Source organism: Micromonospora echinospora (assembly GCF_014203425.1).
Lineage (GTDB): Bacteria > Actinomycetota > Actinomycetes > Mycobacteriales > Micromonosporaceae > Micromonospora > Micromonospora echinospora_A.
In genome coordinates, this window is record NZ_JACHJC010000001.1 from 3,953,078 (window position 1) to 3,978,825 (window position 25,748).

25 protein-coding genes and 1 pseudogene are annotated in these 25,748 nt (G+C 72.3%); 17 read left to right on the forward strand and 9 right to left on the reverse strand.

What is annotated here, in order from left to right; translation table 11 throughout:
- Position 1 precedes the first annotated feature (1 nt).
- From FHU28_RS18330 to FHU28_RS18345, 5 genes and pseudogenes are all read right to left on the reverse strand, one after another.
- Positions 2-2,551, reverse strand: coding sequence for an ABC transporter permease (locus FHU28_RS18330; RefSeq protein ID WP_184685781.1), 2,550 nt, complete (start codon positions 2,549-2,551; stop codon positions 2-4).
- The gene (locus FHU28_RS18335; RefSeq protein WP_091428068.1) at positions 2,551-3,315 is read right to left on the reverse strand and encodes an ABC transporter ATP-binding protein; all 765 of its coding nucleotides are present in this window, start codon (positions 3,313-3,315) and stop codon (positions 2,551-2,553) included. Before FHU28_RS18335 ends, FHU28_RS18330 begins: the two co-directional genes overlap by 1 nt.
- 260 nt (positions 3,316-3,575) lie before the next feature.
- On the reverse strand, positions 3,576-4,259 hold the full coding sequence (locus tag FHU28_RS18340) for a response regulator (RefSeq protein ID WP_184685783.1): 684 nt from the start codon (positions 4,257-4,259) through the stop codon (positions 3,576-3,578).
- A gap of 770 nt (positions 4,260-5,029) precedes the next feature.
- Positions 5,030-5,178: pseudogene (locus FHU28_RS32305) on the reverse strand (ADP-ribosylglycohydrolase family protein); the annotation flags it as partial.
- A gap of 240 nt (positions 5,179-5,418) precedes the next feature.
- Entirely contained in the window at positions 5,419-6,336 is a 918-nt protein-coding gene (locus FHU28_RS18345; RefSeq protein WP_260413063.1) for a RecB family exonuclease, read from the reverse strand.
- Between the two features lie 179 nt (positions 6,337-6,515).
- Between FHU28_RS18345 and FHU28_RS18350 the strand changes: the two genes are divergently transcribed.
- The 3 genes from FHU28_RS18350 to FHU28_RS18360 all read left to right on the forward strand — a co-directional run bounded on the left by FHU28_RS18350 (position 6,516) and on the right by FHU28_RS18360 (position 9,296).
- Positions 6,516-7,607 (forward strand): M50 family metallopeptidase, encoded by a 1,092-nt coding sequence (locus tag FHU28_RS18350; RefSeq protein WP_184689680.1) that lies wholly within the window; start codon positions 6,516-6,518, stop codon positions 7,605-7,607.
- Positions 7,604-8,548, forward strand: coding sequence for a tRNA (adenine-N1)-methyltransferase (locus tag FHU28_RS18355; protein WP_073829672.1), 945 nt, complete (start codon positions 7,604-7,606; stop codon positions 8,546-8,548). Before FHU28_RS18350 ends, FHU28_RS18355 begins: the two co-directional genes overlap by 4 nt.
- A gap of 175 nt (positions 8,549-8,723) precedes the next feature.
- A complete protein-coding gene (locus tag FHU28_RS18360) occupies positions 8,724-9,296 on the forward strand; it encodes a hypothetical protein (protein ID WP_073829671.1) in 573 nt (190 codons plus the stop codon).
- A gap of 60 nt (positions 9,297-9,356) precedes the next feature.
- Here FHU28_RS18360 and FHU28_RS18365 read toward each other — a convergent pair whose 3' ends face one another.
- Complete coding sequence (locus FHU28_RS18365; RefSeq protein WP_013286103.1) at positions 9,357-9,650, reverse strand: ferredoxin; 294 nt, start codon at positions 9,648-9,650, stop codon at positions 9,357-9,359.
- Between the two features lie 177 nt (positions 9,651-9,827).
- Here FHU28_RS18365 and arc point away from each other — a divergent pair, with 177 nt between their 5' ends.
- The 8 genes from arc to FHU28_RS18405 all read left to right on the forward strand — a co-directional run bounded on the left by arc (position 9,828) and on the right by FHU28_RS18405 (position 17,722).
- Positions 9,828-11,609, forward strand: a complete 1,782-nt coding sequence (arc, locus tag FHU28_RS18370; protein WP_073829670.1) for a proteasome ATPase — start codon at positions 9,828-9,830, stop codon at positions 11,607-11,609.
- Positions 11,610-11,774: 165 nt separating this feature from the next.
- Entirely contained in the window at positions 11,775-13,292 is a 1,518-nt protein-coding gene (gene dop / locus FHU28_RS18375; protein WP_363927281.1) for a depupylase/deamidase Dop, read from the forward strand.
- Positions 13,293-13,399: 107 nt separating this feature from the next.
- Positions 13,400-13,606: a ubiquitin-like protein Pup gene (locus tag FHU28_RS18380; RefSeq protein WP_030504127.1), complete on the forward strand. Its 207-nt coding sequence runs from the start codon at positions 13,400-13,402 to the stop codon at positions 13,604-13,606.
- Between the two features lie 5 nt (positions 13,607-13,611).
- Positions 13,612-14,280 carry an endonuclease VII domain-containing protein gene (locus tag FHU28_RS18385; protein ID WP_184685787.1) on the forward strand — a complete coding sequence of 223 codons (669 nt, stop codon included), beginning with the start codon at positions 13,612-13,614 and terminating at the stop codon, positions 14,278-14,280.
- Positions 14,199-15,038 (forward strand): proteasome subunit beta, encoded by an 840-nt coding sequence (prcB, locus tag FHU28_RS18390; protein WP_184685789.1) that lies wholly within the window; start codon positions 14,199-14,201, stop codon positions 15,036-15,038. Before FHU28_RS18385 ends, prcB begins: the two co-directional genes overlap by 82 nt.
- Positions 15,039-15,101: 63 nt before the next feature.
- Positions 15,102-15,935: a proteasome subunit alpha gene (prcA, locus tag FHU28_RS18395; protein WP_116510727.1), complete on the forward strand. Its 834-nt coding sequence runs from the start codon at positions 15,102-15,104 to the stop codon at positions 15,933-15,935.
- Between the two features lie 149 nt (positions 15,936-16,084).
- Positions 16,085-17,443, forward strand: coding sequence for a Pup--protein ligase (pafA, locus tag FHU28_RS18400; RefSeq protein WP_116510728.1), 1,359 nt, complete (start codon positions 16,085-16,087; stop codon positions 17,441-17,443).
- Between the two features lie 60 nt (positions 17,444-17,503).
- Positions 17,504-17,722: a hypothetical protein gene (locus tag FHU28_RS18405; protein ID WP_184685791.1), complete on the forward strand. Its 219-nt coding sequence runs from the start codon at positions 17,504-17,506 to the stop codon at positions 17,720-17,722.
- A gap of 12 nt (positions 17,723-17,734) precedes the next feature.
- Here the strand turns inward: FHU28_RS18405 and FHU28_RS18410 are convergent, their stop codons facing one another.
- Entirely contained in the window at positions 17,735-18,679 is a 945-nt protein-coding gene (locus FHU28_RS18410; RefSeq protein ID WP_184685792.1) for a hypothetical protein, read from the reverse strand.
- A 239-nt stretch (positions 18,680-18,918) separates the two neighbouring features.
- Here FHU28_RS18410 and FHU28_RS18415 point away from each other — a divergent pair, with 239 nt between their 5' ends.
- Positions 18,919-19,467, forward strand: coding sequence for a carboxymuconolactone decarboxylase family protein (locus FHU28_RS18415; RefSeq protein WP_184689685.1), 549 nt, complete (start codon positions 18,919-18,921; stop codon positions 19,465-19,467).
- Positions 19,468-19,479: 12 nt separating this feature from the next.
- Here the strand turns inward: FHU28_RS18415 and FHU28_RS18420 are convergent, their stop codons facing one another.
- Both FHU28_RS18420 and FHU28_RS18425 read right to left on the reverse strand, forming a co-directional pair.
- Positions 19,480-20,565, reverse strand: coding sequence for a DUF3866 family protein (locus tag FHU28_RS18420; protein WP_184685793.1), 1,086 nt, complete (start codon positions 20,563-20,565; stop codon positions 19,480-19,482).
- Between the two features lie 44 nt (positions 20,566-20,609).
- The gene (locus tag FHU28_RS18425; RefSeq protein WP_184685794.1) at positions 20,610-21,602 is read right to left on the reverse strand and encodes a cation diffusion facilitator family transporter; all 993 of its coding nucleotides are present in this window, start codon (positions 21,600-21,602) and stop codon (positions 20,610-20,612) included.
- A 103-nt stretch (positions 21,603-21,705) separates the two neighbouring features.
- Between FHU28_RS18425 and FHU28_RS18430 the strand changes: the two genes are divergently transcribed.
- The 5 genes from FHU28_RS18430 to tatC all read left to right on the forward strand — a co-directional run bounded on the left by FHU28_RS18430 (position 21,706) and on the right by tatC (position 25,519).
- Entirely contained in the window at positions 21,706-22,704 is a 999-nt protein-coding gene (locus FHU28_RS18430; RefSeq protein WP_184685795.1) for a helix-turn-helix transcriptional regulator, read from the forward strand.
- Complete coding sequence (locus FHU28_RS18435) at positions 22,701-23,708, forward strand: helix-turn-helix transcriptional regulator (protein WP_184685796.1); 1,008 nt, start codon at positions 22,701-22,703, stop codon at positions 23,706-23,708. The genes FHU28_RS18430 and FHU28_RS18435 overlap by 4 nt, the downstream gene beginning before the upstream one ends.
- 16 nt (positions 23,709-23,724) lie before the next feature.
- Complete coding sequence (locus FHU28_RS18440) at positions 23,725-23,967, forward strand: hypothetical protein (RefSeq protein WP_221454155.1); 243 nt, start codon at positions 23,725-23,727, stop codon at positions 23,965-23,967.
- A 247-nt stretch (positions 23,968-24,214) separates the two neighbouring features.
- Entirely contained in the window at positions 24,215-24,544 is a 330-nt protein-coding gene (gene tatA, locus FHU28_RS18445; protein WP_184685797.1) for a Sec-independent protein translocase subunit TatA, read from the forward strand.
- A gap of 21 nt (positions 24,545-24,565) precedes the next feature.
- A complete protein-coding gene (gene tatC / locus FHU28_RS18450) occupies positions 24,566-25,519 on the forward strand; it encodes a twin-arginine translocase subunit TatC (protein ID WP_184685798.1) in 954 nt (317 codons plus the stop codon).
- The last annotated feature ends 229 nt before the right edge of the window (positions 25,520-25,748 follow it).

Below are 25,748 nucleotides of genomic sequence, written 5' to 3' on the forward strand. Positions count from 1 at the left end.
GTCAGTCGTGGGCGATGGCGCCCAGGACGTTGATCCGCGCGGCGCGGATCGCCGGCAGCACCGCCGCGACCACGCCGATGATCGCGGCGAGGATCAGGAACGTCACCATCTGACCCCACGGCAGGATCAGGTCGGTGATGCCCTCGTCCTTGAGCGCCTCGACCACAGCCGCGCCGAGACCGGTGCCGACCACCACGCCGAGCAGCGCGCCGAAGATCGAGATCACCACCGCCTCGACCGTGATCATGCGCATGGTCTGGGCGCGGCGCAGGCCGATCGCCCGCAGCAGGCCCAGCTCCCGGGTCCGTTCCAGCACCGACAGCGCGAGCGTGTTGATGATGCCCAGCACCGCGATCACGATGGCCAGCGCCAGCAGGATCTGGATCATCTGGAGCAGGGAGTCCAGCTGCCCGGTCTGCTGCTTGATGAACGCGGCCCGGTCGGCCACCGACACCTCCGGGCTGTCCGCCAGCAGCCGCTCGACCTGCGGCTGCACCGCGCCCACCGACGTGCCGGGGGCGAGCTGGAGGAAGCCCTGGATGGGCTGCGGGATGGCGAAGTCCGCTGTTGCCTGCGGCGGCAGCGTCACCGGGTTGGTCAGCTGCGAGCTCTCGTAGATGCCGCTGACCGTGTAGGTGCGGGCCTCCCCGCGGGACAGCTGCACCGGCACCGTCGAGCCGACGGTGAGGTTGCGTGCCTTCGCAGTGTCCGAGCTGACCAGCATCTGGTCCGGCGCCAGTTTGCTGATGTCACCGGCGGCGGCCTTCGCCCCGAAGATCTGCTGGAGCGCGGCCACGTTGCTCGTCGCGGCCACCCAGGTCCGCTCGCCGCCGACCACCGCCATGTCGCCGTACTCGCCGGAGACCATCCGCACGCCCGGGATCGCGGCGGCCTTCTCCAGCACCGCCGGGTCGAAGCTCGCCGGACGCGGCCCGGTGGTGGACCCGGAGATCACCAGTTCCGCCTTGATGGTGTCCTCGGCCAGCTTGCCGATGCTGCCCTTGGCCGAGTCCAGGATCACCGTCACGCCGGTGACCAGGGCGATGCCCACCATCAGCGCGGCGGCGGTGATCGCGGTGCGGCGCGGGTTGCGGCCCGAGTTGAGCCGGCCCAGCTTGCCCGGCACCGACCAGGAGAACATCGCGCCCAGCAGCGAGACCACCGGCCGGCTGATCACCGGGGTCAGCAGCGCCACCCCGATGAACGCGAACAGCACGCCGCCGAGGATGGTCGCCAGGGTGCTGCCGCCGGCGTGCCCGCCGAGGCCGAGGAACAGCAGCACCGCGCCGATGCCGGTGACCACGGCGCCGCCGATGGTGACCTTGGTCAGCGGGCGGTCCGGCGTGGCGACGTCCTGCATCGCGGCGATCGGCGGGATGCGCGAGGCGCGCAACGCCGGCAGCAGCGCGGCGATCACAGTGATGAGCATGCCGACCGCGAACGCGCCGATCACCGCCGAGGCCGGCACGCCCAGCCCGGCCAGGGTCAGACCCCCGGCGAGCTGACCGAACAGGTACGCCAGCAGCGCGCCCACGCCGATGCCGGCGGCGAGCCCCAGCACCGAGGCGATCAGGCCGACCGCGAGCGCCTCCAGCACCACCGAGCCGATGACCTGCTTGCCGCTGGCCCCGATCGCGCGCATCAGGGCCAGCTCACGGGTGCGCTGCGCCACGATGATCGAGAACGTGTTGAGGATCAGGAACGTGCCGACCAGCAGCGCCACCGCGGCGAACCCGAGGAGGATCTTGTTGAAGAACGACAGTCCTTCCTTGAGGCCGGCCGAGGCGTCGGCGGCGAGCTGCTCGCCGGTCTTGACCTGGTAGTCGGCGCCCAGTGTGCGGGCCAGCTCGTCGCGCAGCGCGGCCGGCGTGGTGCCATCGGCGGCCTGGACGCTGAGGCTGCTGAACACGTCCGGCTTGCCCAGCATCAGCTGCTGCGCCACCGGGGTGGTGAAGTAGACCTCGTTGGCGCCACCGATCGAGTCCCGGCCGCCGCTGTAGCCGAACACGCCGACGAGCGTGAACTCCTTCTTCGGCGCCAGCGTCAGCACGCCGACCCGGTCGCCGACCTTGACCTTGCCCGCCTCGGCCAGCGCGGCGTTGATCACGATCTCGTCGTCGGCCTGCGGCGCGCGGCCCTCGCGCATCTCCACCAGGTCGCTCTCACCGAGCCAGTTCTGGCCCAGCTGCGGCGGTCCGAACGAGGTGACCACCTTGCCGTTGCTGCCGATCATGCGGGCGCCCTCGGCGGCCACCACGCCCTCGGCGTCGGCGACGCCGGGCACCGCCTTGACCCGGTCGAGCACCGACGCCGGCATCGGGGTGCTCAGCGGCATCCCCTCGGCCGTGGAGACGTCGATCTTCGGCTTCGCCTCGACGCTCACGTCGACCTCGGCGTACGCGTCGGCGAAGACCGCGTCGAAGGACCGCCCGAGCGTGTCGGTGAGCACGAACGCGCCGGAGACGAACATGACGCCGAGCACCACCGCCAGGCCGGACAGCAGCAGGCGCAGCTTGCGCGCCAGCAGGCTCTTGAGCGTTGCCCGCAGCATCAGTTGCCCACCTCGACCGGGGCGTCCAGCTTCTTCATCGTGTCCAGCACCGTCTCGGCGGTCGGCTCGATCAGCTCCGAGACGATCTGCCCGTCGGCGAGGAAGACCACCCGGTCGGCGTACGCGGCGGCGGTCGGGTCGTGCGTGACCATGACGATGGTCTGGCCGTGCTCGCGTACCGAGTTGCGCAGGAACTTGAGCACCTCGGCGCCGGACCGGGAGTCCAGGTTGCCGGTCGGCTCGTCCGCGAAGATCACCTCGGGGCGGGCCACGAGCGCCCGGGCGCACGCCACGCGCTGCTGCTGGCCGCCGGAGAGCTGCGCCGGGCGGTGCCCGAGCCGGTCCCGCAGACCGACGGTGTCGATCACCGTGTCGTACCAGGCCGGGTCGGGCTTGCGCCCGGCGATCGACAGGGGCAGCAGGATGTTCTCCTGCGCGGTGAGCGTGGGCAGCAGGTTGAACTGCTGGAAGATGAAGCCCACCTTGTCGCGGCGCAGCTTCGTCAGACCCGCGTCGTTGAGACCGGTCACAGTGGTGTCGCCGATCATCACGGTGCCCTTGGTCACCGTGTCCAGACCCGCGAGGCAGTGCATCAATGTGGACTTCCCGGAGCCGGACGGTCCCATGATCGCGGTGAACCGGCCGCGTTCGAACTCGGCGCTCACCCCTCGCAGCGCGGCGACCTGCGCCTCGCCGCTGCCGTACACCTTCCACACATCGTTCGCCCGGGCCGCGGCCTGCTCTCGGCCTACCGTCGCGGTCACGTCATCTACCTCTTCCGTATGTCGTTCTCATGCCGCACCGCCCCCGCTGGCCGGTGCGGCATGATCCATCCTCGGGGCCGCGAGGCCGAAAACCCTCCGACCTGGGGTGGAATCCACGCCGATCTTCTGGTGAGGGTCGCCCCCCATCCGGGCTCAGGGTGACCCCTGACCGGCCGGCGGCGCCGACGTTAGGCCCTTACCTGGCGTGATGGTCAACACATCAGCCCCACCGCTGGTCACGGTAGGTGACACGCGCCACCTCACCGGCCCGGACGGACCAGACCCGTCTCGTACGCGAGCACGACCGCCTGGACCCGGTCGCGCAACCGTAGCTTCGTCAGCACATGCCCGACATGGGTTTTCACAGTGGTCTCGCTGACCGACAGCACCCGGGCGATCTCCGCGTTGGACAGACCGCGCGCCATGTGGACGAGCACCTCCCGCTCCCGGTCGGTCAGCGGGTCCAGCGTCCGCGCCGGCGCGGCTGCCGGGTCGGGCAGCAGCTCGGCGAAGCGGTCCAGCAGCCGGCGCAGGATACGCGGCGACATCACCGCGTCCCCGGCTGCGACCGTACGGATCGCGGCGACCAGGTCCTCGGCCGGCACGTCCTTGGTCAGGAAGCCGCTGGCCCCGGCCCGCAGCGATCCGACGACGTGTTCGTCCTGCTCGAAGGTGGTGAGCACGAGCACCCGCACCGGCAGCCGGGCGGACACGATCGCGCGCGTCGCGGCCACCCCGTCCATCCGCGGCATCCGGATGTCCATCAGCACCACGTCGGGCAGCAGCCGCCGGGCCAGCTCCACCGCCTCCGCGCCGTCGCCGGCCTCACCCACCACGTCCAGGTCGTCCTCCGCGCCCAGCACCATCCGGAATCCGGTACGCAGCAGCGGCTGGTCGTCGGCGAGCAGGACCCGCACCGGCTGGGACACGGCGCCGTCGGTCATGCGTCCCCCTCCTCGTCCGGGTGGCGGTCCGGCCAGGACCGGTCGGCGTCGGCACGTGCCCGCGATCCGCCCGGCGTGCAACCGGGCCGCGTCAACCACCGTAGAGGGCGCCGGCCGCCCGGTCGCCGGTCAGGCCGCCCCGATCCCGCAGGTTGACCGGGCTCCGCGCGCCCGGACCGCGCGAGATCGCAGGCGCTCTGCGCGCCGGGGCCCGCGTGGGATCGCGGGCTCTGCCGGCCCGCGCGGAATCGCGGGCTCTGTGTGCCGGCCCGCGCGGAATCGCGGGCGGTCTGTGTGCCGGGCCCGCGCTGGATCGCGGGCGCCTACGGTGGCCCGGCGCCGCATGCGTCCGAGGGTGACCTGGCACCCGATTTGCCGCGCGGTGACCTGGCGCCGGACTTGCCCGGCTCGGGGAGCGCCACGCGCCCGCTCGGCGAGCCCCTCCCGGCTGGTGGTGCACGCCCGCACGCATGATCGACTCCACCTCGCCGAGGTGGCTGCATCCCACCCCCGTCGACCCCGCCACCTCCCCGAAGTGGCCCGCGTACCCGGTCGCCATTGACCGTGATCCACACCTGTTTGGGGAAGTTGCGGCATCCTGCACCTGTCGACCCCGTCACCTCGCCGAAGTGGCTCGCGTGCCCGGTCGTGATCCACACCTGTTCGGGGAAGTTGCGGCATCATGCACCCGTCGACCCCGCCACCTCCCCGAAGTGGCCCGCGTGCCGCCAGCGGCGGGAAGCGGGCGGTCAGGCGGGGGTGGTTAGCCAGCCGCGGGAGCCCTGCCGGTCGAACGCGGACGCGGTGGCCACCGGCTGCGGCGTGCCGGTGTGGATCAGCCGCAGGACCGTGACCGGGCCCGGCCCGTACCCCGGTAGGGCTCGCAGCGCTGCGCGAGCGCCAACGCCAGCCGGTCCCGGGGCGGACCCGGCGTGCAGAGCACCGTGGGAGTGGACCGACGACACCGAGATGGCCTGCGCCGTGGTGGCCGAGCAGGCCGCTGCCGGGCGGATCGACCGGGCCATCGGTCGCGCTCCGCGCGCCGGGCCGCGTGCGGGATCGCGGGCGCTCTGCGCGCCGGCCTTGTGCGGGATCGCCCGCCGGTCCGGGGCCGTCTTGCCAGGCGTCAGCCCGGGGCACCCTCCGGCGGGAGCGGAGGCTACTCGTCGGCGCCGGGCGCCACCGGGCGGGAGCGGGCGTCCACCAGCGGGTCGGGCGCGGCGGCGGCCACCGGGAACGGCGGCGGCGTGCCGCCGTAGCTCGGGCACAGCGCCTGGTGGCTGCACCAGTCGCACAGGCGGCTGGGCCGGGGACGGAAGTCCTGCCGGGCGGTGGCCTGCTCGATCGCCCGCCACAGCGCCACCACCGTGCGCTCGAAGCGCACCAGCTCGTCGGCGTCGGGCGCGTAGTCGCAGACCTCGGCGTCCTTGAGGTAGAGCAGGCGCAGCACCCGCGGCACCACGCCCCGGGTGCGCCACAGCACCAGGGCGTAGAACTTGAGCTGGAACAACGCCCGCGCCTCGAACGCCTCGCGCGGCGCGCCGCCGGTCTTGTAGTCGACCACCCGCAGCGCGCCGTCGGGCGCGACGTCGAGCCGGTCGAGGTAGCCCCGGATGAGCAGCTCGTCGTCGACCACCGCAGAGATCAGCGCCTCGCGCTCGGCCGGCTCCAGCCGGCGCGGGTCCTCCACCGCGAAGTAGCCGTCGAGCAGCGCCGTCGCCGACCGGAGGAACTCCTGCGGACCGGCGGTGTCACCGTCGGCGAACAGCGAAGCCAGCTCCGGCTCCTCGGTGACCAGGCGGTCCCACTGCGGCGCGACCAGATCACCCGCCGACTCCGGGGTACGCGCCGACGCCGGCAGGTCGAACAGCCGCTCCAGCACGGCGTGCACGAGCGTGCCCCGGGCCTGCTCGACAGTCGGGCGCTCGGGCAGCCGGTCGATGCTGCGGAACCGGTAGAGCAGCGGGCAGGTCTTGAAGTCGGCCGCCCGGGACGGTGACAGCGACGCCCGCACCGTGACCGGCACCGGTGCCGCCGTCTGGTCGCCGTGACTGTCGATCATCGGTTCCGCCGTCATGCCCGGAAGGTTAGGCCACGCCTGTGACACCGCCGCCGTCGCCGCACCGGAGCATGATCGGATCCCTTGTCAGCGACCGCAGGGCTCGCCGAGGCGGCCGCTGCGCGCGCTCACGTAGCATCGGGCCGGTGCAGCAGCGGAGCCGAGGACCCCGCCGGCCGGGGCTCAGCCTCGGCCGGGTGCTCGGGGTGCCGCTGCGCGTCGACGCCTCGATGCTGCTGCTCACCGTCGTCGTCACAGTGCTGTACGCGGCGCTGGCCCGCCGCCAGCTCGACCTCGGCCCGCTCGGCGGCTACCTGGTCGGGTTCGGCTTCGTGATCTCGCTGCTCGGCTCGGTGCTGCTGCACGAACTGGGGCACGCGTTGACCGCCCGCCGGTACGGCATCGGTGTGCGCGGGATCACGCTGGAACTGCTCGGCGGGTACACCGAGATGGACCGCGACGCCCCAACCCCTCGGACCGAGCTGCTGATCTCCCTGGCCGGGCCGGCCGTCTCCGCCGTGCTCGGCGCCGGCGCGGTCGCCGCGACCCTCGCGCTCCCCGCCGGCACGCTGGGTCACCAGCTCGCCTTCCAGCTCGCGGTCAGCAACGTCGTGGTGGCGATCTTCAACAGCCTGCCCGGCCTGCCGCTGGACGGCGGGCGGGCGCTGCGCGCCGCGGTGTGGGCGCTCACCCGCGACCGGCACCGCGGCACCGAGGTGGCCGGCTGGGTCGGCCGGGCCGTCGCGCTGGGCACGCTGGCGCTGGTCGTGGTGCTCACCATGCGCCGGGCGCTGGCCCCGCTGGCCCTGCCGCTGCTGCTGCTCGTCGCGCTGACACTGTGGCGCGGCGCCGGCCAGTCGATCCGGATGGCGCGCATCGGCCGCCGGCTGCACCTGGTCGACCTGGCCCGGCTGGCCCGCCCGCTGCTGCCGGTGCCCACCGGCACGCCGCTGGCCGAGGCCCAGCGCCGCCGCGACGAGGCGGCCACCCCGGACGCCGCACTCGGCGTCGTCGACTCCGCCGGCCGTACCGTCGCCCTGGTCGATCCGGCCCGCGCTGCCGCCGTACCCCCGGAGCGGCGGCCGTGGCTCGCGGTGGACGAGGTGGCCCGCGACCTGTCCGCCGTGCCGGCCCTGCCGGTCGGCGCGGACGGTGAGCGGGTCCTGGAGACCGTGCGCACCCACCCGGGCGCGCAGTACGTCGTGACGGCAGGCGAAGATGTGGTCGGCGTGCTGCACATCGCGGATCTCGCCCAGCTCCTGGAACCCAAACGGAAGACGAACACGTGACCGTAGAGATCTCCACCGTCCCGGCGTTGCCCCCGGTCCACCGCGGGCCGTTCCGGCCGGGCGACCGGGTCCAGCTGACCGACCCGAAGGGCCGGATGCACACCGTGACGCTGGAGCCCGGCAAGGAGTTCCACACCCACCGGGGGATCCTCAAGCACGACACCCTGATCGGCCTGCCCGACGGCAGCGTGGTCACCACCGCCGGCGGGGGCACCGCGTTCCTGGCGCTGCGGCCGCTGCTGTCGGACTACGTGCTCTCCATGCCGCGCGGCGCCCAGGTGATCTACCCGAAGGACTCGGCGCAGATCGTCGCCATGGGTGACATCTTCCCCGGCGCCAAGGTGCTGGAGGCCGGCGCCGGGTCCGGCGCGCTGTCCTGCTCGCTGCTGCGGGCCGTCGGCACCGAGGGCGAGCTGCACTCGTTCGAGCTGCGCGACGACTTCGCCCAGATCGCCCGCCGCAACGTGGAGGCGTTCTTCAACGGCCCGCACCCGGCCTGGAACCTGCACGTCGGTGACGTCGCCGACTGCGCCGAGACCGGCTTCGACCGCATCATCCTGGACATGCTGACCCCCTGGGAGATGCTCGACATGGTCGAGCGGGCGCTGGTGCCCGGCGGCGTGCTGATCGGCTACGTGGCCACCACGCCGCAGCTGTCCGAGCTGGTCGAGGCGCTGCGCGAACGCGGCGGCTGGACCGAGCCGCGCGCCTGGGAGTCGCTGGTGCGCGACTGGCACGCCGAAGGGCTGGCGGTCCGCCCGGACCACCGGATGATCGCCCACACCGCGTTCCTGGTCTCCGCCCGCAAGCTCGCCCCCGGGGTCACCGCGCCGCCGCGTCGCCGCAAGCCCAGCAAGGGCGCCGAGGCGTACGCGCAGCGCCGCGACGCCCTGCGCGCCGCGGCGGCCGCCCGCGCGGCGCAGGAGCCGGAGCAGTCCTGACCCCCGACGCGCGGGCGCGCGCGTACGGGCGGATCATGTGTGCCGGTGGGGACGACACCTGAGCGGGTGGAGACGGTGGCATGAGCGAGCGGATCGGGGCGCGCGTCGGGCGGCGCGCCCGTGCCGGTGACCTGGACCGGTGGCAGCACGGCGGCGCGGCCCGGTGGGAGGCGGCGTGAGCAACCCCGGCTACGGCAACGGTGACCTGCCCGCGGTCTTCCCGGACTGGTCGCCCTACACCGACCTGGAGTCGGCCGCCCGCGCGTACCTGCGCGACCCGGACATCGCGCTGGAGGCGCTCGACGGCGTGCTGCGCGGCGCGTCCGTGCTCGGCTTCACGCTGGAACGGTTCGTCAACGAGGTGAACGGCGTGTGGCAGGAGGTCGTCGTCTGCGACGGCAGCCGGCTGGTGCTCTGGCACGGTGAGGACGTGCCGCCGGGGGAGGGGCCGCCCGGCGCGATGACCTCGTCGCTGCGGGTGGTGCCGCTGTCCACCGTCACCGAGGTCGGCTGCCGACGGCGGCTCATGCGGGCCGACAACGGCACCGTACGGGTCGACAGCATCGACGTGTACCTGCTGCTCAGCTCGCTGGACGAGGCGCCGCCCAGCGACGAGGTGGCGGGCGCTCCCCGGCACGACGCGTTGCGCTTCGGCAAGACCCTCGACGACGGCGGGGCGGGGCAGATCGCCCGGCTGGAGGAGTTCGCCCGGCTGGTCGCCTCGGTGGTCGGCCGGCCCCTGCTCTGAGGCGGACGAACGACGGGCCGGGGACGTGTGGTCCCCGGCCCGTCGTGCATCTGTCTCTGCTCAGTCCTCGGCCTCCGGGCCGGCCACCTCGACGCCGTCGCTGCCGCGCACGACGTGGATGCATTCGCCCGGGCACTCCTTCGCCGAGTCGATCACCTCGAGGCGCAGGTGCTCCGGCACGTCCACCCGGGCGCCCGGGGCCTGCCGCAGCTCGCCGTCGGGGCCCTTGACGTACGCCAGGCCGTCGACGTCGAATTCGAAGACCTCCGGCGCGTACTGCACGCAGAGCCCGTCACCGGTGCAGAGGTCCTGGTCGACCCAGACCTGCAACTGGTCGGTCGCGACGTCGGTCACGAAGCACCCCCCATGTTCTCCCGTCCCACGCTCCGACGGTACCCGAACGCCCGTACCCACTCCGCGACCAGCCCTTCGCGATCAAGCTTCGGTGACGAGCGCGTTGCTGTGGACCGAATCGGGCTCATAGCGGCTAGTGTTAGGTCAGAACGTTCAAGCCCCCCGGGGAGGTGGGACGTGGCACGCAGCGACGACGCGGACTCGCGCGCCGCACGGTGGGAAAAGGAAGCCCACGATCTCTCCACGCAGGTCGCGTTCCTGCAAGAGGAACTCGCTCTGGTGCGGCGCAAGTTGACCGAAAGCCCCCGACACGTCAGGCAGCTCGAAGAGCGGCTGGCGGCCACCCAGGCCCAGTTGGCGCGGCTGACCGAGAACAACGAACGGCTCGTGAGCACCCTCAAGGAGGCTCGCGCGCAGATCGTGACGCTCAAGGAGGAGATCGACCGGCTCGCCCAGCCACCGAGTGGCTACGGCGTCTTCCTGGCCAAGCACGACGACGGCACGGTGGACGTGTTCACCGGCGGGCGCAAGCTCCGGGTGGCCGTCTCGCCCTCGCTGGAGGTCGACGAGCTGCGCCGTGGCCAGGAGGTTCTGCTCAACGACGCGCTCAACATCGTCGACGCGTTCGGCTACGAGCGGGTCGGCGAGGTCGTGATGCTCAAGGAGATCCTGGCGGGCCCGGACGGCGCGCCGGGTGACCGGGCGCTCGTGGTCTCGCACTCCGACGAGGAGCGGATCGTGCACCTCGCCGAGACCCTGATCGGCAGCGCGATCCGGGCCGGCGACTCGCTCATGATCGAGCCCCGCTCGGCGTACGCCTACGAGCGGATCCCGAAGAGCGAGGTCGAGGAACTGGTCCTGGAGGAGGTGCCCGACGTCAACTACGAGGACATCGGCGGCCTCCAGGCGCAGATCGAGCAGATCCGCGACGCGGTGGAGCTGCCCTTCCTGCACTCCGACCTGTTCCGCGAGCACCAGCTCCGGCCGCCGAAGGGCATCCTGCTCTACGGCCCGCCCGGCTGCGGCAAGACGCTGATCGCCAAGGCGGTGGCCAACTCGCTGGCCAAGAAGATCGCCGAGCGCGAGGGCAAGGACCGGCACACCAGCTTCTTCCTGAACATCAAGGGCCCCGAGCTGCTCAACAAGTACGTCGGCGAGACCGAGCGGCACATCCGGCTGATCTTCCAGCGGGCACGGGAGAAGGCCGGCGAGGGCACTCCGGTGATCGTGTTCTTCGACGAGATGGACTCCGTGTTCCGCACCCGCGGCTCCGGCGTCTCCTCGGACGTGGAGAACACCATCGTCCCGCAGCTGCTCAGCGAGATCGACGGCGTGGAGGGCCTGGAGAACGTCATCGTCATCGGCGCCTCCAACCGGGAAGACATGATCGACCCGGCGATCCTGCGCCCGGGCCGGCTCGACGTGAAGATCAAGATCGAGCGTCCGGACGCCGAGGCGGCCAAGGACATCTTCTCCAAGTACATCCTCGCCGGCCTGCCGCTGCACGCCGACGACCTGGCCGAACACGGCAGCGACGCCCAGGCCACAGTCGCGGCGATGATCGACGCGGTGGTCCTGCGGATGTACTCCGAGACCGAGGAGAACCGCTTCCTCGAGGTCACCTACGCCAACGGCGACAAGGAAGTCCTCTACTTCAAGGACTTCAACTCCGGCGCGATGATCCAGAACATCGTCGACCGGGGCAAGAAGATGGCCATCAAGGAGTTCCTCACCTCCGGCCGCAAGGGGCTGCGCCTGCAGCACCTGCTCGACGCCTGCGTCGACGAGTTCCGGGAGAACGAGGACCTGCCCAACACCACCAACCCCGACGACTGGGCCCGCATCTCCGGCAAGAAGGGCGAGCGGATCGTCTACATCCGCACGCTCGTCTCCGGCGGCAAGGGCGCCGAGGCCGGACGGTCCATCGAGACCGCCAGCAACACCGGCCAGTACCTGTAGTCCGAACCTCCGACGAAGGCCCGTGGCGTACGCGCCACGGGCCTTCGCGCGTACCCGGGTGGGCCGCCACACCGGACCGGCACGTCCGCCGCGCCCCCTCGGCGCGTCACGCCGACTACGCTCGACTTGACGGGGACCGGGACGGCGAGCGGAGCGGGCAGGTCGATGAGCGTCAGAAGGATCATGGGCACCGAAGTCGAATACGGCATCTCCGTGCCCGGCCAGGCCGGAGCCAACCCGATGGTCACCTCCTCCCAGGTGGTGAACGCCTACGGGGCGCGGCCGGAACTCAACCGGGGCGGCCGGGCCCGCTGGGACTACGAGGAGGAGTCGCCGCTGCGTGACGCCCGCGGGTTCACCTACTCCGGCGCGGCGTACGACCCGGCCGAGGCGCTCGCCGACGAGGACCTCGGCCTCGCCAACGTCATACTCACCAACGGCGCGCGGCTCTACGTCGACCACGCTCACCCCGAGTACTCCACGCCCGAGGTGACCAACCCGCTTGACGTGGTCCGGTGGGACAAGGCGGGGGAGCGGGTCATGGCCGAGGCAGCCCGGCGGGCCGCGACCATCCCGGGCACCCAGCCGATCCACCTGTACAAGAACAACACCGACAACAAGGGCGCGAGCTACGGCGCACACGAGAACTACCTGATGCGCCGGCAGACGCCGTTCGCCGACATCGTGGCGTACCTGACGCCGTTCTTCGTCACCCGGCAGATCGTCTGCGGCGCCGGGCGGGTCGGCATCGGCCAGGACGGCGGCCAGAGCGGCTTCCAGATCTCCCAGCGGGCCGACTTCTTCGAGGTCGAGGTGGGGCTGGAGACGACGCTCAAGCGGCCCATCATCAACACCCGCGACGAGCCGCATGCCGACGCCGACAAGTACCGGCGGCTGCACGTCATCATCGGCGACGCCAACCTCTCCGAGATCTCCACGTTCCTCAAGGTCGGCACGACCGCGCTGATCCTCACCATGATCGAGGAGAAGGCGCTCGGCGCGGACCTGGGCATCGCCGACCCGGTGGGAGAGCTGCGCGCGGTCAGCCACGACCCGTCGCTGAAGCACCTGATGCGGATGCGCGACGGCCGCAAGCTCACCGCCCTGGACGTGCAGTGGGCGTACCTGGAGCGGGTCAGCTCCTTCGTGGACGACCGCTACGGCCAGGACGTGGACGCGCAGACCGCCGACGTGCTGCGCCGCTGGGAGAGCGTGCTGGACCGGCTCGGCCGGGACGCGTTCGAGTGCGCCGACGAGCTGGACTGGGTGGCGAAGCTGCGGGTGCTGGAGGGCTACCGGGAGCGGGAGAAGCTCGGCTGGGGCTCGCACAAGCTGCAACTGGTCGACCTGCAGTACTCCGACGTGCGGCCGGAGAAGGGCCTGTACCACCGCCTGGTGCAGCGTGGCTCGATGAAGACGCTGCTCAGCGACGAGCAGACCCGCACCGCGATGACCGAGCCGCCGGAGGACACCCGGGCCTACTTCCGGGGCCGCTGCCTGGCGCAGTACGCCTCCGAGGTGGTCGCCGCGAGCTGGGACTCGGTCATCTTCGACGTGGGCCGGGAGTCGCTGGTCCGGGTGCCGATGATGGAGCCCGAGCGGGGCACCCGGGCGCACGTCGGTGAGCTGTTCGACCGCTGCGCGAGCGCCAAGGACCTGCTGGAGACGCTCACCGGCGGCTGACCCGGATGCCGGAAGGCCCGCCGGGCGTCGGAACCGGGTGCGCGACGGGCTTTTCGTCGCTCCCGCGAGGTAAGTTGATCGCAGGCGATCGTGGAGGAGGCACCACCATGGCGACCCAAGAGGGTGGGCAGACCCAGTCCGGCAAGTCCCGCGAGGAGGTCGACGAGGTCACCGCGGAGGCGAACCCCGAGGTGGCCGAGCGGCACGCCGAGATCACCGAGGACGTGGACGACCTGCTCGACGAGATCGACTCCGTCCTGGAGGAGAACGCAGAGGAATTCGTGAGGGGATATGTGCAGAAGGGGGGTCAATGAGGCTTATGTCCGATTTGCCGGAGGCGTCGGACAAGCTTTGCCCCCAGTGCCGCCAATCGCTGCCGGCGTCGGCGTTCCACCGTAATCGCCGTCGTCCGGATGGGCTGGCGTTCTACTGCAAGACATGTGCCGCTGCCCGCTCGGAGGCGAGCCGCCGCAAGCGCGGGATAGCCCCGCAGCGAAGGGCAGCGGTGCCGGTCGCGGACGGCCTCAAGTGGTGCCCCGACTGCGAGCAGATCAAGCCCGTCGACGACTTCCCGCGAACGACCAACGCCAGCGGCCGGCACAGCTACTGCAAACCGTGCCATGTGGCCCGCGGCAACGAGTCCAAGCAGCGGCTCTACGGCGGCAATCGCGAGTACCACCTGCGTCGCCGCTACGGGGTCGGGGAGAAGGAGTTCCAGGAGCTCCTGGCCGAGCAGGGCGGCGTGTGCGCGATCTGCCGGCGCCCCGATCCGGAACATCTGGACCACGATCATCGCACCGGATGGGTGCGCGGGATACTCTGCTTCAACTGCAACGGTGGTCTTGGCCAGTTCAAGGACAACGCCGACGTCCTGGCCAGGGCGATCACGTACCTGAGAGGAACCACGTGGCAGCGGGTTTTGATCCATCCGGGCGTCTTCCAGATGTGTTCACCAACGCGGGGACGTCCTCCTTCACAGCGTTCCTGAGCAAGGTGGCCCCCGAGATGCTGCCCGGCCGTCGGCCGCTGCCGCCCGGCATGGCCGCCGACATGGCGCCGCACGCGACCACCATCGTGGCCCTGTCGGCCGCCGGTGGCGTGGTCATGGCCGGCGACCGGCGCGCCACGATGGGCAACCTGATCGCCCAGCGCGACATCGAGAAGGTGCACCCGGCCGACGCGTACTCGCTGGTCGGCATCGCGGGCACCGCCGGCATCGGCATCGAGCTGATGCGACTGTTCCAGGTGGAGCTGGAGCACTACGAGAAGATCGAGGGCGCGATGCTCTCGCTCGACGGCAAGGCCAACCGGCTCGCCTCGATGATCCGCGGCAACCTGGGCGCGGCCATGCAGGGCCTGGCCGTGGTCCCGCTGTTCGCCGGCTTCGACCTGGCCGCGAGCGACCCGGCGCGGGCCGGGCGGATCTTCAGCTTCGACGTGACCGGCGGCCCGTACGAGGAGACCGGCTACGACGCGATCGGCTCCGGCTCGCTGTTCGCCAAGTCCGCGCTGAAGAAGCGATACCGGACCGGCCTGTCGGTCGAGGACGCGACGCGGCTGGCGGTCGAGGCGCTCTACGACGCGGCGGACGACGACACCGCCACCGGCGGCCCGGACCTGACCCGGCGGATCTACCCGGTCGTGATGACCGCTACCGCCGAGGGCACCCACCGGCTCACCGACGCCGAGACGGCGGCGATCGCGGAGAGTGTGGTGGCCGGCCGGATGGAGAACCCCGGCGGCTGATCCCGCTTCCCGTCCACCGACTCAGCAGTCCCGCACCATCAGGTCCGAAGGAGAACCGCCGCCGTGGCCATGCAGTTCTACGCCTCGCCCGAGCAGATCATGCGCGACCGCTCCGAGCTGGCCCGCAAGGGCATCGCCCGGGGCCGCAGCGCGGTGGTCCTGAGCTACGCCGGCGGGGTGCTCTTCGTCGCCGAGAACCTGTCCAGCACGCTGCACAAGGTCAGCGAGATCTACGACCGGATCGGCTTCGCCGCCGTCGGCCGGTACAACGAGTTCGAGAACCTGCGCCGCGCGGGCGTGCGGATGGCCGACCTCAACGGCCTGAGCTACGACCGGCGGGACGTGACCGGCCTGGCGCTCGCAAACGCGTACGCGCAGACGCTCGGTGCGATCTTCACCGAGCAGTCGAAGCCGTTCGAGGTGGAGATCTGCGTGGCCGAGGTGGGCGCCACGCCCGAGGACGACTCGCTCTACCGGGTGACCTACGACGGCTCGGTGAACGACGAGCCGGGCCGGATGGCGATGGGTGGTCAGGCCGAGGCGATCAGCGGCGTGCTGAAGAACGAGCACCGGCCGGAGATGTCGCTGTCCGAGGCGATCCGCGCCGCGGTGAAGGCGCTGGCCAGCGTCGGTGGCGAGGGCGGCGCGGCCCGGAGCATCGCGGCGCACCAGATGGAGGTGGCGGTCCTGGACCGGGGCCGGGTGGGCCGTACGTTCCGGCGGGTCACCGGCGCGGCGCTGACCGCGCTGCTGGACGGCGACGCGGAGGCCGACACCGCGCCTGCGCCGGGCCGGGCGAAGACGCCGACGGCACCGACGGAGGAGGCGAAGAAGCCGACCACGTCGGCCGGTTCCGCCGACCTGGAGGGCAACGCGGAGGACAAGCCCGCCGAGTGACACCTGCGCACGGACCCCGCCACCGCGCCGCGCGGTGGCGGGGTCTTTTCGCGTACGGATGCCGCCGGTTGGACGATCCGCCGGGGGAGATCGCAAGCGGCGAGCGGCGGCGCTGCCCATCGAGGGCTCCGGGCGGCTAATGTCTCATCATGGAGCGGCGAATCTTCGGCCTCGAGACCGAGTACGGCGTCACCTGCACCTATCGCGGGCAGCGCCGACTGTCCCCCGACGAGGTCGCGCGGTACCTGTTCCGGCGGGTGGTGTCGTGGGGCCGGTCGAGCAACGTGTTCCTGCGCAACGGCGCCCGCCTCTATCTGGACGTGGGCTCGCACCCGGAGTACGCGACTCCGGAGTGCGACTCGGTGACCGACCTGGTGGCCCACGACCGCGCCGGTGAGCGGATCCTGGAGGGGCTGCTCATCGACGCGGAGAAGCGGCTGCACGACGAGGGCATCGCGGGTGAGATCTACCTGTTCAAGAACAACACCGACTCGGCCGGCAACTCGTACGGCTGCCACGAGAACTACCTGGTGTCGCGGCACGGCGAGTTCGGCCGGCTGGCCGACGTGCTCATCCCGTTCCTGGTCACCCGGCAGTTGATCTGCGGCGCGGGCAAGGTGCTGCAGACACCGCGCGGCGCGGTCTACTGCCTGTCGCAGCGGGCCGAGCACATCTGGGAGGGCGTCTCCTCGGCGACCACCCGCAGCCGGCCGATCATCAACACCCGGGACGAGCCGCACGCGGACGCGGAGCGGTACCGGCGGCTGCACGTGATCGTCGGCGACTCGAACATGAACGAGGTCACCACGCTGCTGAAGGTCGGCACTGCCGACATCGTGCTGCGGATGATCGAGGCGGGCGTGGTGATGCGGGACCTCACGCTGGAGAACCCGATCCGGGCGATCCGCGAGGTGTCGCACGACATCACCGGCCGGCGCAAGGTGCGGCTGGCCGCCGGCAAGGAGGTCTCGGCGCTGGAGATCCAGCAGGAGTACCTGGCCAAGGCGACGGAGTTCGTGGAGCGCCGGGGCGGTGACCAGACCGCGAAGCGGGTGGTCGACCTGTGGGGGCGGGTGCTGCGCGCGGTCGAGACCGGCGACCTGGACCCGGTGGCCCGGGAGATCGACTGGGTCACCAAGCTGAAGCTGATCGAGCGCTACCAGCGCAAGCACGACCTGCCGTTGTCGCACCCGCGGGTGGCGCAGATGGATCTGGCCTACCACGACCTGCGGCGTGGCCGTGGCCTGTACGGGCTGCTGGAACGCCGCCGGGAGGTGGACCGGGTGGCAAACGACCCGGAGATCTTCGAGGCGAAGGAGACGCCGCCGCAGACGACCCGGGCGCGGCTGCGCGGGGAGTTCATCCGGCACGCCCAGGAGAAGCGGCGCGACTTCACCGTGGACTGGGTGCACCTGAAGCTGAACGACCAGGCGCAGCGCACGGTGCTGTGCAAGGACCCGTTCCGGGCGTACGACGAGCGGGTGGAGCGCCTGATCGCGAGCATGTGATCGCCACGGGCGGCCGGTGCCCGGCACCGGCCGCCCGCCCACGGGTACTCTGGCGTCGCGATGAACACTTCCGAACCCGCCGGTCGCCCCGGCCGTGAGACGTCCTCCGGCCGTGACGGCACCGAGAAGCTCAACTGGATCGATCGCCGCCGGGAGAAGATCCGCGCCGAGATCGAGCGCAACCGGCGCGGCGACCACAAGGTACCGACGTGGGTGCTCGCGGCGGCGCTGGTGCTGATCGTCGGCGGCTGGCTGGCGTTGGTCCTGCTGCTCGGCTGAGTTCCGGGCGGCTCAGTTGTACGGCATCCGGGGGAACCAGCCGAAGCCGAACATGGCCGGCACCCGGATGTCCCAGTAGATGACTGTGAAGACGCCCAGCGCGACGAGCAGCGCTCCGGTGACGGCGGCGGCGCGGCGGGGGTCGGCCATCCAGGCGAGGAAGCGTCCCCGGCTGATCGCCACGGCGAGGGCGAAGACGGCCGTGACGAGCACGATGTTTCCGAGGGACTGCAGCGTGAACGCGAGCGCCCCGTAGAGAGGGTTGCCGGTGTCGACGGCCCAGTGGAACAGCTTGTTGAACATCGGGTAGGGCCGGCCGACGAGGAATCCGCCGACGAGCGCGCCGATGGTGATCACCCGGGCGACGGGCCGGTGTGCGAAGACGTCCGGCACGAGCTTGAGGGCGGCGAGCCCGAGGTAGGTGAGGGCGAGTCCGATGACGCCGAAGACGACTGAGGACTGGATGAGGCGTACCGGGACGCCACCGACGGCCTCGGTGGACAGTTGGGGCAGCCGGTCGCCGAGCAGCACGCCGATGATGCCGTAGGCGGCCGAGACGACGACCATGCCGAGGGCGAGCCAGCCGACCGGGCGCAGCAGGGCGCGCAGCGCGGACCGGGTGCCGCCGGCGGGGTCGGCGCCGGAGACCTGGCTCATCGGCCCGACCGAGGCCGCCACCGCGATGTTGCAGGCGGTGAAGGTGCCGGCGAAGCCGGAGACGAAGGCGAAGAGCAGCCCGGCGACGGTGCCGGTGATGGCGGTCTCCTTGGCGTCGTGGCCGAGCACGGTGTTCGCGACGTTGTCGCCGATGACCTTGTCGACGAGCTCGAAGGACCACAGGGCGGCCAGCAGCACGCCGGCTGCCGCGCTGATCAGGGCGAGTCGGAGGGGATGCGGCGGGCGGTGGGTGGAGATCCCGGCGTCGGGGGTCGCGTTCGGGAGCTGTCGCAGTGCCATGGGGGTCGCCTCCTAAACGGCGGCCAGCCGCGTTTCCCGCGCGGCTGCCTGGCGCGGACGGCGGTGACGGGGTGGCCGGAGTCGATTTCCCGGACAGTATGGGGAGGCCGCGTGGGGCCCTGGTTCTTCGATCATGCTGACCTGTCTCCGGCTTCTGGCCGGGGCGCGGGGGAGGACGGCACTCTGGACGGCGGGCCGCCGGCGTGACCGGGCCGGCACGGACAGGGGAGCGTGACGTCATCGCACACATCGATCTCGGGCCGGACGAGAAGGCATATCCGGGCATCCAGGGGCCGCTGCGGTTCCGTCCGGAGACGGCGAGGCCGCTGGGCGAGCTGGCGGAGGTGCTGTTGCGCGCTCCGCATCCCACCTTGACGCCGGGGGAGCGGGAGCTGATCGCGGCGTACGTCTCCGGCCTCAACGACTGCGACTTCTGCTGCTCGTCGCACGCGGCGTTCGCCGCCGCGCAGCTGCCCACGGGGATGGAGTTCGTCGACCAGGTGCGCGCGGACGTGGCGACCGCGCCGGTCGACGCGAAGCTGCGGGCCCTGCTGCACATCGCCGCCGCGGTCCGGCGCAGCGGCCGGGAGGTCACCACGGAGCTGGTCGAGGCGGCCCGCGCGGAGGGCGCCACGGACCTGGAGATTCACGACACGGTGCTGATCGCGGCGGCATTCTGCATGTTCAACCGCTACGTCGACGGGCTGGGCACGTGGACGCCGCAGGATCCCGAGGCGTACGCGCGGGCCGCCGACCACCTGGTGGCGAACGGCTACCTGGCGATCTGAGGGCGGCGGGGTTCAGCCGAGCAGACGGGCCGCGTGGCGCCCGGCGGCCGCCGCGGCCAGGAAGTAGGCGTGGTCGGCGTCCAGGCCGCGGCCCATCGTGGACAGGCCGACCGGGCTGGCCCGCAGCGCCGCGTCGAGGCCGTCGGCGGGCACTGTGACGATGGTGTGCCGGTCGGCCAGCGGCGCCAGCGCCGCGGCGACCTCCGCCGCCAGGGCGGGGTCGAGGCCGTCCGGCACGACCAGCTCCGCGGGGGCCCGCGCGACCCGGCCGTACGCGGTGAGGCTGTGGTGGGAGACGCCGCGGTGCCGCAGCCGGGCGTCGGCGTCGGAGATGCGCAGCGAGCCGACCGGGCGTCCGCCGAGCGTGGCGACGGCGTTGACCGCCTCGCCGACGGCGACGCCGGAGAAGCCCCAGCGGGTGCCGGTGCCGAGGTTGCCGGGGCCCTGGGCGACGATCGTCAGGTCCGCGCCGAGCACGTGCCGGGCGGCGAGCAGGCCGCTGTGCAGCGTGCTGGCCTCCAGGTCGCCGCCGAACGCCTGGCCCACGCTGACGGTGCCGGCGAGGTGCCCGGACAGGCCGGCCAGGGTGCGGGAGAACCAGGCGGGCAGCGCGCCGCCGTCGGTGAGCACGTACGCGACCCGGGCGCCGGGGGCGTCGGCGCGTACGCCGGCCAGGATCGCCGGCAGCGCGGAGTGCAGATCGGCGGTGACCACCGGCATGCCGTCGACCGAGTCGGCGGCGGCCAGCGTGTCGTGGTGCGGCGACGCCTCCTCGTCCACGCCCAGCAGGATCGGTTGCAGCGGCGTGTAGCGGGCCTTGACCAGGTGCCCGGCGTCGCGGCTGTCGCCGGCCTGCGGCGGGTCGGCGGGCAGCCGGTCGGGCAGCGCCACGACCAGGGCGTAGCCGCCGGTGCCGAGGCCCATCAGCAGCGCCCCGGCGTTGAGCAGCACCCGGTCGCCGGGCTCCGGCTCGCCGACCAGCGCCGGGTACGCCAGGGCGCGCATCCGGGCGCCGTCGGGCAGGTCGACGTCGAGTTCGACGGCGCCGGTCCACCGTCGCCGTACCGCCGTGACCGTGCCGGACCGCCATCGCACCATGCGGTGCACGCTATCGGCCGCCGCCGGAACGGCCCCCGGGCGGGTCAGGGGTTCTCGTCGTCGATCGGGCGGTCCGCCTCGTCCTGGGTGGTGCGGGCGGGCCGGCCGGGCGACCGGGACCGGGTGGGGTCGAGGAACACGTACGCGATCTCCGGGAAATGCCCGGTGAGGCGGCGTTCGGCCTCGTCGGCGGCGGCTTCGATGTCGGCGCCGGTGGCGTCGTCGCGGAAGTCGACCTTGGCGGCGACGAGGATGTCGTCGGGGCCGAGGAACATGGTCATCAGGGTGTCGATCCGGTCGACGGTCGGCACGTCCGCCAGTTCCCGTTCGATGCGCCGGTGCAGCCGCTCGGAGACGGAGCGGCCGACCAGCAGCGAGATGTTGCTGCGGGCCAGGACGACGGCGACCACCAGCAGCAGCACGCCGATGAGGATCGAGGCGATCCCGTCGTACAGCTCGTCGCCGGTGAGGTGGGAAAGGGTGAGCCCGCCGGCGGCGATCAGCAGGCCGATCAGCGCGGCGCTGTCCTCCAGGAAGACGGCCTTCACAGTGGTGTCGGCGGTCAGGCGCAGGTAGCGGCGCGGGGTGGTGCCCCAGCGGCGCGACTCGCCGCGCACCTGCCGCACCGCCCGGGCCAGCGACACCGACTCGATCACGAACGAGACCGCCAGCACGATGTACGCGACGAGGTACTCGCCGCTGTGCTCGTGCACCAGGATGGTGGTGACGCCGTGCGTGATGGCGAAGCCGGCCCCGGCGACGAAGGTGAACAGCGCGGCGAGGAACGCCCAGACGTAGCTCTCCTTGCCGTACCCGAAGGGGTGCCGGGTGTCGGCGGGCCGCGCGCCGCGGCGCAGCGCCAGGTAAAGCAGCACCTCGGTGGTGGTGTCGGCGAGCGAGTGGGCGGCCTCGGAGAGCATCGCCGCGGAGCCGGAGATGAGGCCCGCGACCAGCTTGGCGACGGCGATGGCGAGGTTCGCCGCGCCGGCCACCACGACCGTGCCGACGCTCTCGGCCTTGACCTCCGGTTCCGCCATGCGCTCACCCTATGACCGGTCGATGTCCGCCACCGCGTGGGAAGACAGTGCGCCGCGCCGCGCGGGTGCCCGCGCCGGACGCGCGGGCTGCTAGCGTTTGCACGTGTCCCGGACCCGTACCGAACGCCTGGTCAACCTGGTGATCTGCCTGCTGTCCACGCGGCGCTTCCTGACCGCCGCGCAGATCGCCGCGACCGTGCCCGGCTACGAGCACGACCCGGACGACGCCAAGGACCACGAGGCGTTCCAGCGTAAGTTCGAGCGCGACAAGGCCGAGCTGCGTGAGCTGGGGGTGCCGTTGGAGACGGGCACGGCCAGCGTCTTCGACGCCGAGCCGGGCTACCGGATCGCGCCGCGCGCGTACGCGCTGCCCGACATCCCGCTCGAACCGGACGAGGCCGCGGCGGTGGGCATCGCCGCGCGGCTGTGGCAGCACGCCGGGCTGGCCGCCGCCGCGTCGTCCGGGCTGGCGAAGCTGCGCGCCGCCGGCATCGACGTGGACCCGCACGCCACGCTGGGCCTGGAGCCGATGGTCACCGTCGACCCGGCGTTCGCGCCGCTGACCGCCGCCGCGCGGGACCGCCGGGAGGTCAGCTTCGACTACCGGGTGCCGGACCGGGACGCGCCGACCCGCCGCCGCCTGCAGCCGTGGGGCGTGGTCTGCTGGCGCGGCCGGTGGTACGTGGTCGGCCACGACCTGGACCGCGCCGCGACCCGCTGCTTCCGGCTGTCCCGGGTGGTCGGCACGGTGCGGGCGACCGGCGAGCCGGACGCCTACGAGCCGCCCGCCGGGGTCGACCTGATCAGTCACGTGGCCCGCTGGTCGGGGCCGGTGGAGCGCACCGGCCGGGCCACGGTGCTGGCCGCGCCGGGCCGCGCCGCCGGGCTGCGCCGCTGGGCGGTGGAGTGCCAGGCCGGTCCCGACGGCGACCGGCTGGTGCTGCCGTACGCCGACGCCGACTACCTGGCCGGTCAGATCGTCGGGTACGGCCCGGACGTCCGCGTCCTGGAACCACCGGAGGTACGGGAGGCGGTCATCCAGCGGCTCAAGGAGGTCGCTGCCCGGCACGACGAGCTGGCGACCGCCGGGGGTGCCCGGTGACCCGCCCGGCGGCCCGCGCGGGCCGTGCCTCCGCCGACCGGCTGGCCCGGCTGCTCAACCTGGTGCCCTACCTGCTGGCCCGCCCCGGCATCGAGATCGCCGAGGCGGCGCACGACCTCGGGGTGACCGAGAAGCAGCTCCGGGAGGACCTGGAACTGCTCTGGGTGTGCGGGCTGCCCGGCTACGGCCCCGGTGACCTGATCGACATGGCGTTCGACGGCGACCGGGTCACCATCACCTACGACGCCGGCATCGACCGGCCGCTGCGGCTCACCCCCGACGAGGCGCTGGCCCTGGTGGTGGCGCTGCGAATGCTCGCCGAGACTCCCGGGGTGGCCAACCGGGAGGCGGTCGAGCGGGCGCTCGCCAAGATCGAGAACGCGGCCGGTGACCTGGCCGGCGCGCCGGTGGAGGTCCGCCTGCCCGGCGACACCGCCCGGGTACGCGAGTTGCGCGCCGCCGTCGAGCGCGGCCGGGCGCTGCGGATCACCTACTACACCCCGGCGCGGGACGAGACCACCGAGCGCACCATCGACCCGCTGCGGATGCTGATGGTGGGCGGCCGGGCGTACGTGGAGGCGTGGTGCCGCCGTGCCGAGGCGGTGCGGCTGTTCCGGGCCGACCGCATCGACGCGGTGGCCGAGCTGCCGGAGCAGGCGGTCGTGCCGCCGCAGGCCCGCCCGCACGATCTCAGCGACGGCGTGTTCCGCCCGTCGGCCGACCTGCCGCTGATCACGCTGCGGATCGGCCGGGGCGAGCGGTGGATCACCGAATACTATCCGTGCGAGCGCGTCGAGGCCGACGGCGAGCAGTGGCTGGTGGCGCTGCGGGTCACCGACCTCGGGTGGGCCCGGCGGTTCGTGCTCGGGCTGGGCCCGGAGGTGACAGTGGTCGCCCCGGCCGAGCTGGCCGAGCAGGTACGCGCCCAGGCCGTGGCGGCGCTCGACGCGTACGCCACTCCGGCCGGCAGCGCCGACCCGGCGGCCGCCGGCGTCACCCGATAGGCTGACCGCCGTGGTGATGTGGATCGTGCTCGGGGTCGTGCTGTTCGCGCTGGTCGTTCTGGCTCTGGCGGTCCGTCCGGTGGTGAGCCGCCTGTCCGGGCTGCGCCGTTCCGCGCTGGCGTTGCAGCGCCGGGCGACCGAAGCGGAGTCGCTGCGTACCGCCGCCGAGGAGTTGCAGGCGCGGGCCGAGTCGCTCCAGGAGCGGATCGTCGTCGCGCAGGAGCGGATGACGCTGATCAAGGCCAAGCGCGGCGACTGAACCGCGTCAGGGAGGTCCGGCGTCCGTCTGAACCGCGCTGGGCGGCGCGACGCGCGTCGTTTGCGCGTTCCCGGGTGGTTGCGTGCACAATTGCGCGGACCTGGACGGTTGACGGGACACTTCGGGTTGGTCGAAACTTCACCGATCGGGCCGGCACCAGCAGGCCCACCGGGGTGGCAAGCCGCTGCGACGCACGTACGATGGGCGGCGACCCACCCTCACCGACACAGAGCGACTGGAGCTTCCCATGGGTGCCCTCAAGCCGTGGCACATCGCCGTACTCGTGGTCGTGCTGATCCTGCTGTTCGGCGCGAAGCGGCTCCCCGACGCGGCCCGCTCGCTGGGCCGATCCCTGCGGATCATCAAGGCCGAGACGAAGAGCCTGCAGGACGACGACCGTGACCTCGCCGAGAAGGCGGACGCGCAGGCCGGTTACCAGCCGCTCCCGCCGCAGCAGCCGGTGCAGGGGCAGCCGTACGCGCAGCAGCAGCCGTACACGCAGCAGCCGTACGCGCCGCACCCGCAGCAGCCGGTCGCTCCGCCGGCCGACCCGGTGCAGCGCGTCCGCGAGAACTGATCCGAGAGGGCCTCAACCACCGTGGCCTTCGGGTTGAAGAAGCGCGGGCCGAGCTCGTTCGCCCGTGCGGCAGAGGGCTCGATGACGCTCATCGAGCACATCCGCGAGCTGCGCAACCGGCTGTTCCGCGCGTCACTGGCGATCCTTGTCGGTTTCGGGTTCGGCGTGTGGCTGTCCGGGCCGGTGCTGCACATCCTGCAGAAGCCCTACTGCGACCTGCCCAAGGCGCGGTTGATCGACGGCAACTGCAACTTCGTCCAGCTCGGTCCCGCCGACCTGTTCCTGCTGCAGATGAAGGTGGCCCTCTGGGTCGGCCTGATCATCGCCGCGCCGATCTGGCTCTACCAGCTCTGGGCGTTCATCGCGCCGGGCCTGCACCGGCACGAGCGGCGGTACGCGTACTTCTTCACCGCGCTGGCGGCCCCGCTGTTCGCCGCCGGCGCGGTCCTGGCGTACTTCGTCACGTCCAAGGGCCTGGAGTTCCTGCTCAACGTCTCCGGCGGCGGCGACGTGACCACCACGCTCGACATCACCCGCTACGTCGGGTTCGTCACGAACCTGATCCTGCTGTTCGGGGTCGCGTTCGAGTTCCCGTTGATCGTGTTGATGCTCAACTTCGTCGGCATGGCCAGCGCCAAGCGGCTGCTCAGCTGGTGGCGGGTGGCGGTCTTCGTGTTCTTCGCGTTCTCCGCCGTGGTCACACCGACGCCCGACCCGTTCGGCATGACCGCGCTGGCGATCTGCCTCTGCGCGCTCTACTTCGCAGCGGTGGGGGTGGCGTTCCTCAACGACAGGCGGCGCGGCCGCGGGCGTGAGGTCTACGCCGGCATCGCCGACGACGAGGTGTCACCGCTGGACCTGTCGACCGAGCCGGTGCCTGCCGGCGGCCGGATCGGGGCGTCCGATCCGATCGGGGCGCCCGAGCCGGTCGCCGCGCCGAAGCCGATCGAGCGCCGCTACGACGACATGACCTGACCGACCCGCTCACCCGGACGCCGTCCCCACCTCACGGGGACGGCGTCCGCGTTTCCGCAGCCGACCCTCTCCGCCGAGCAGAGGACCCGGCACCCTGTCCGAAGCTGACCTCGGACGTGGTGCCCCGCGTGGACGACCCGCCCTTAGGTTGATCATGGACTTGGCGCCCCTCGGATGCCCGATATCCACACTTTGTCCGGGCAGAAAGTGCAAGATCGCCGGGGCCGGG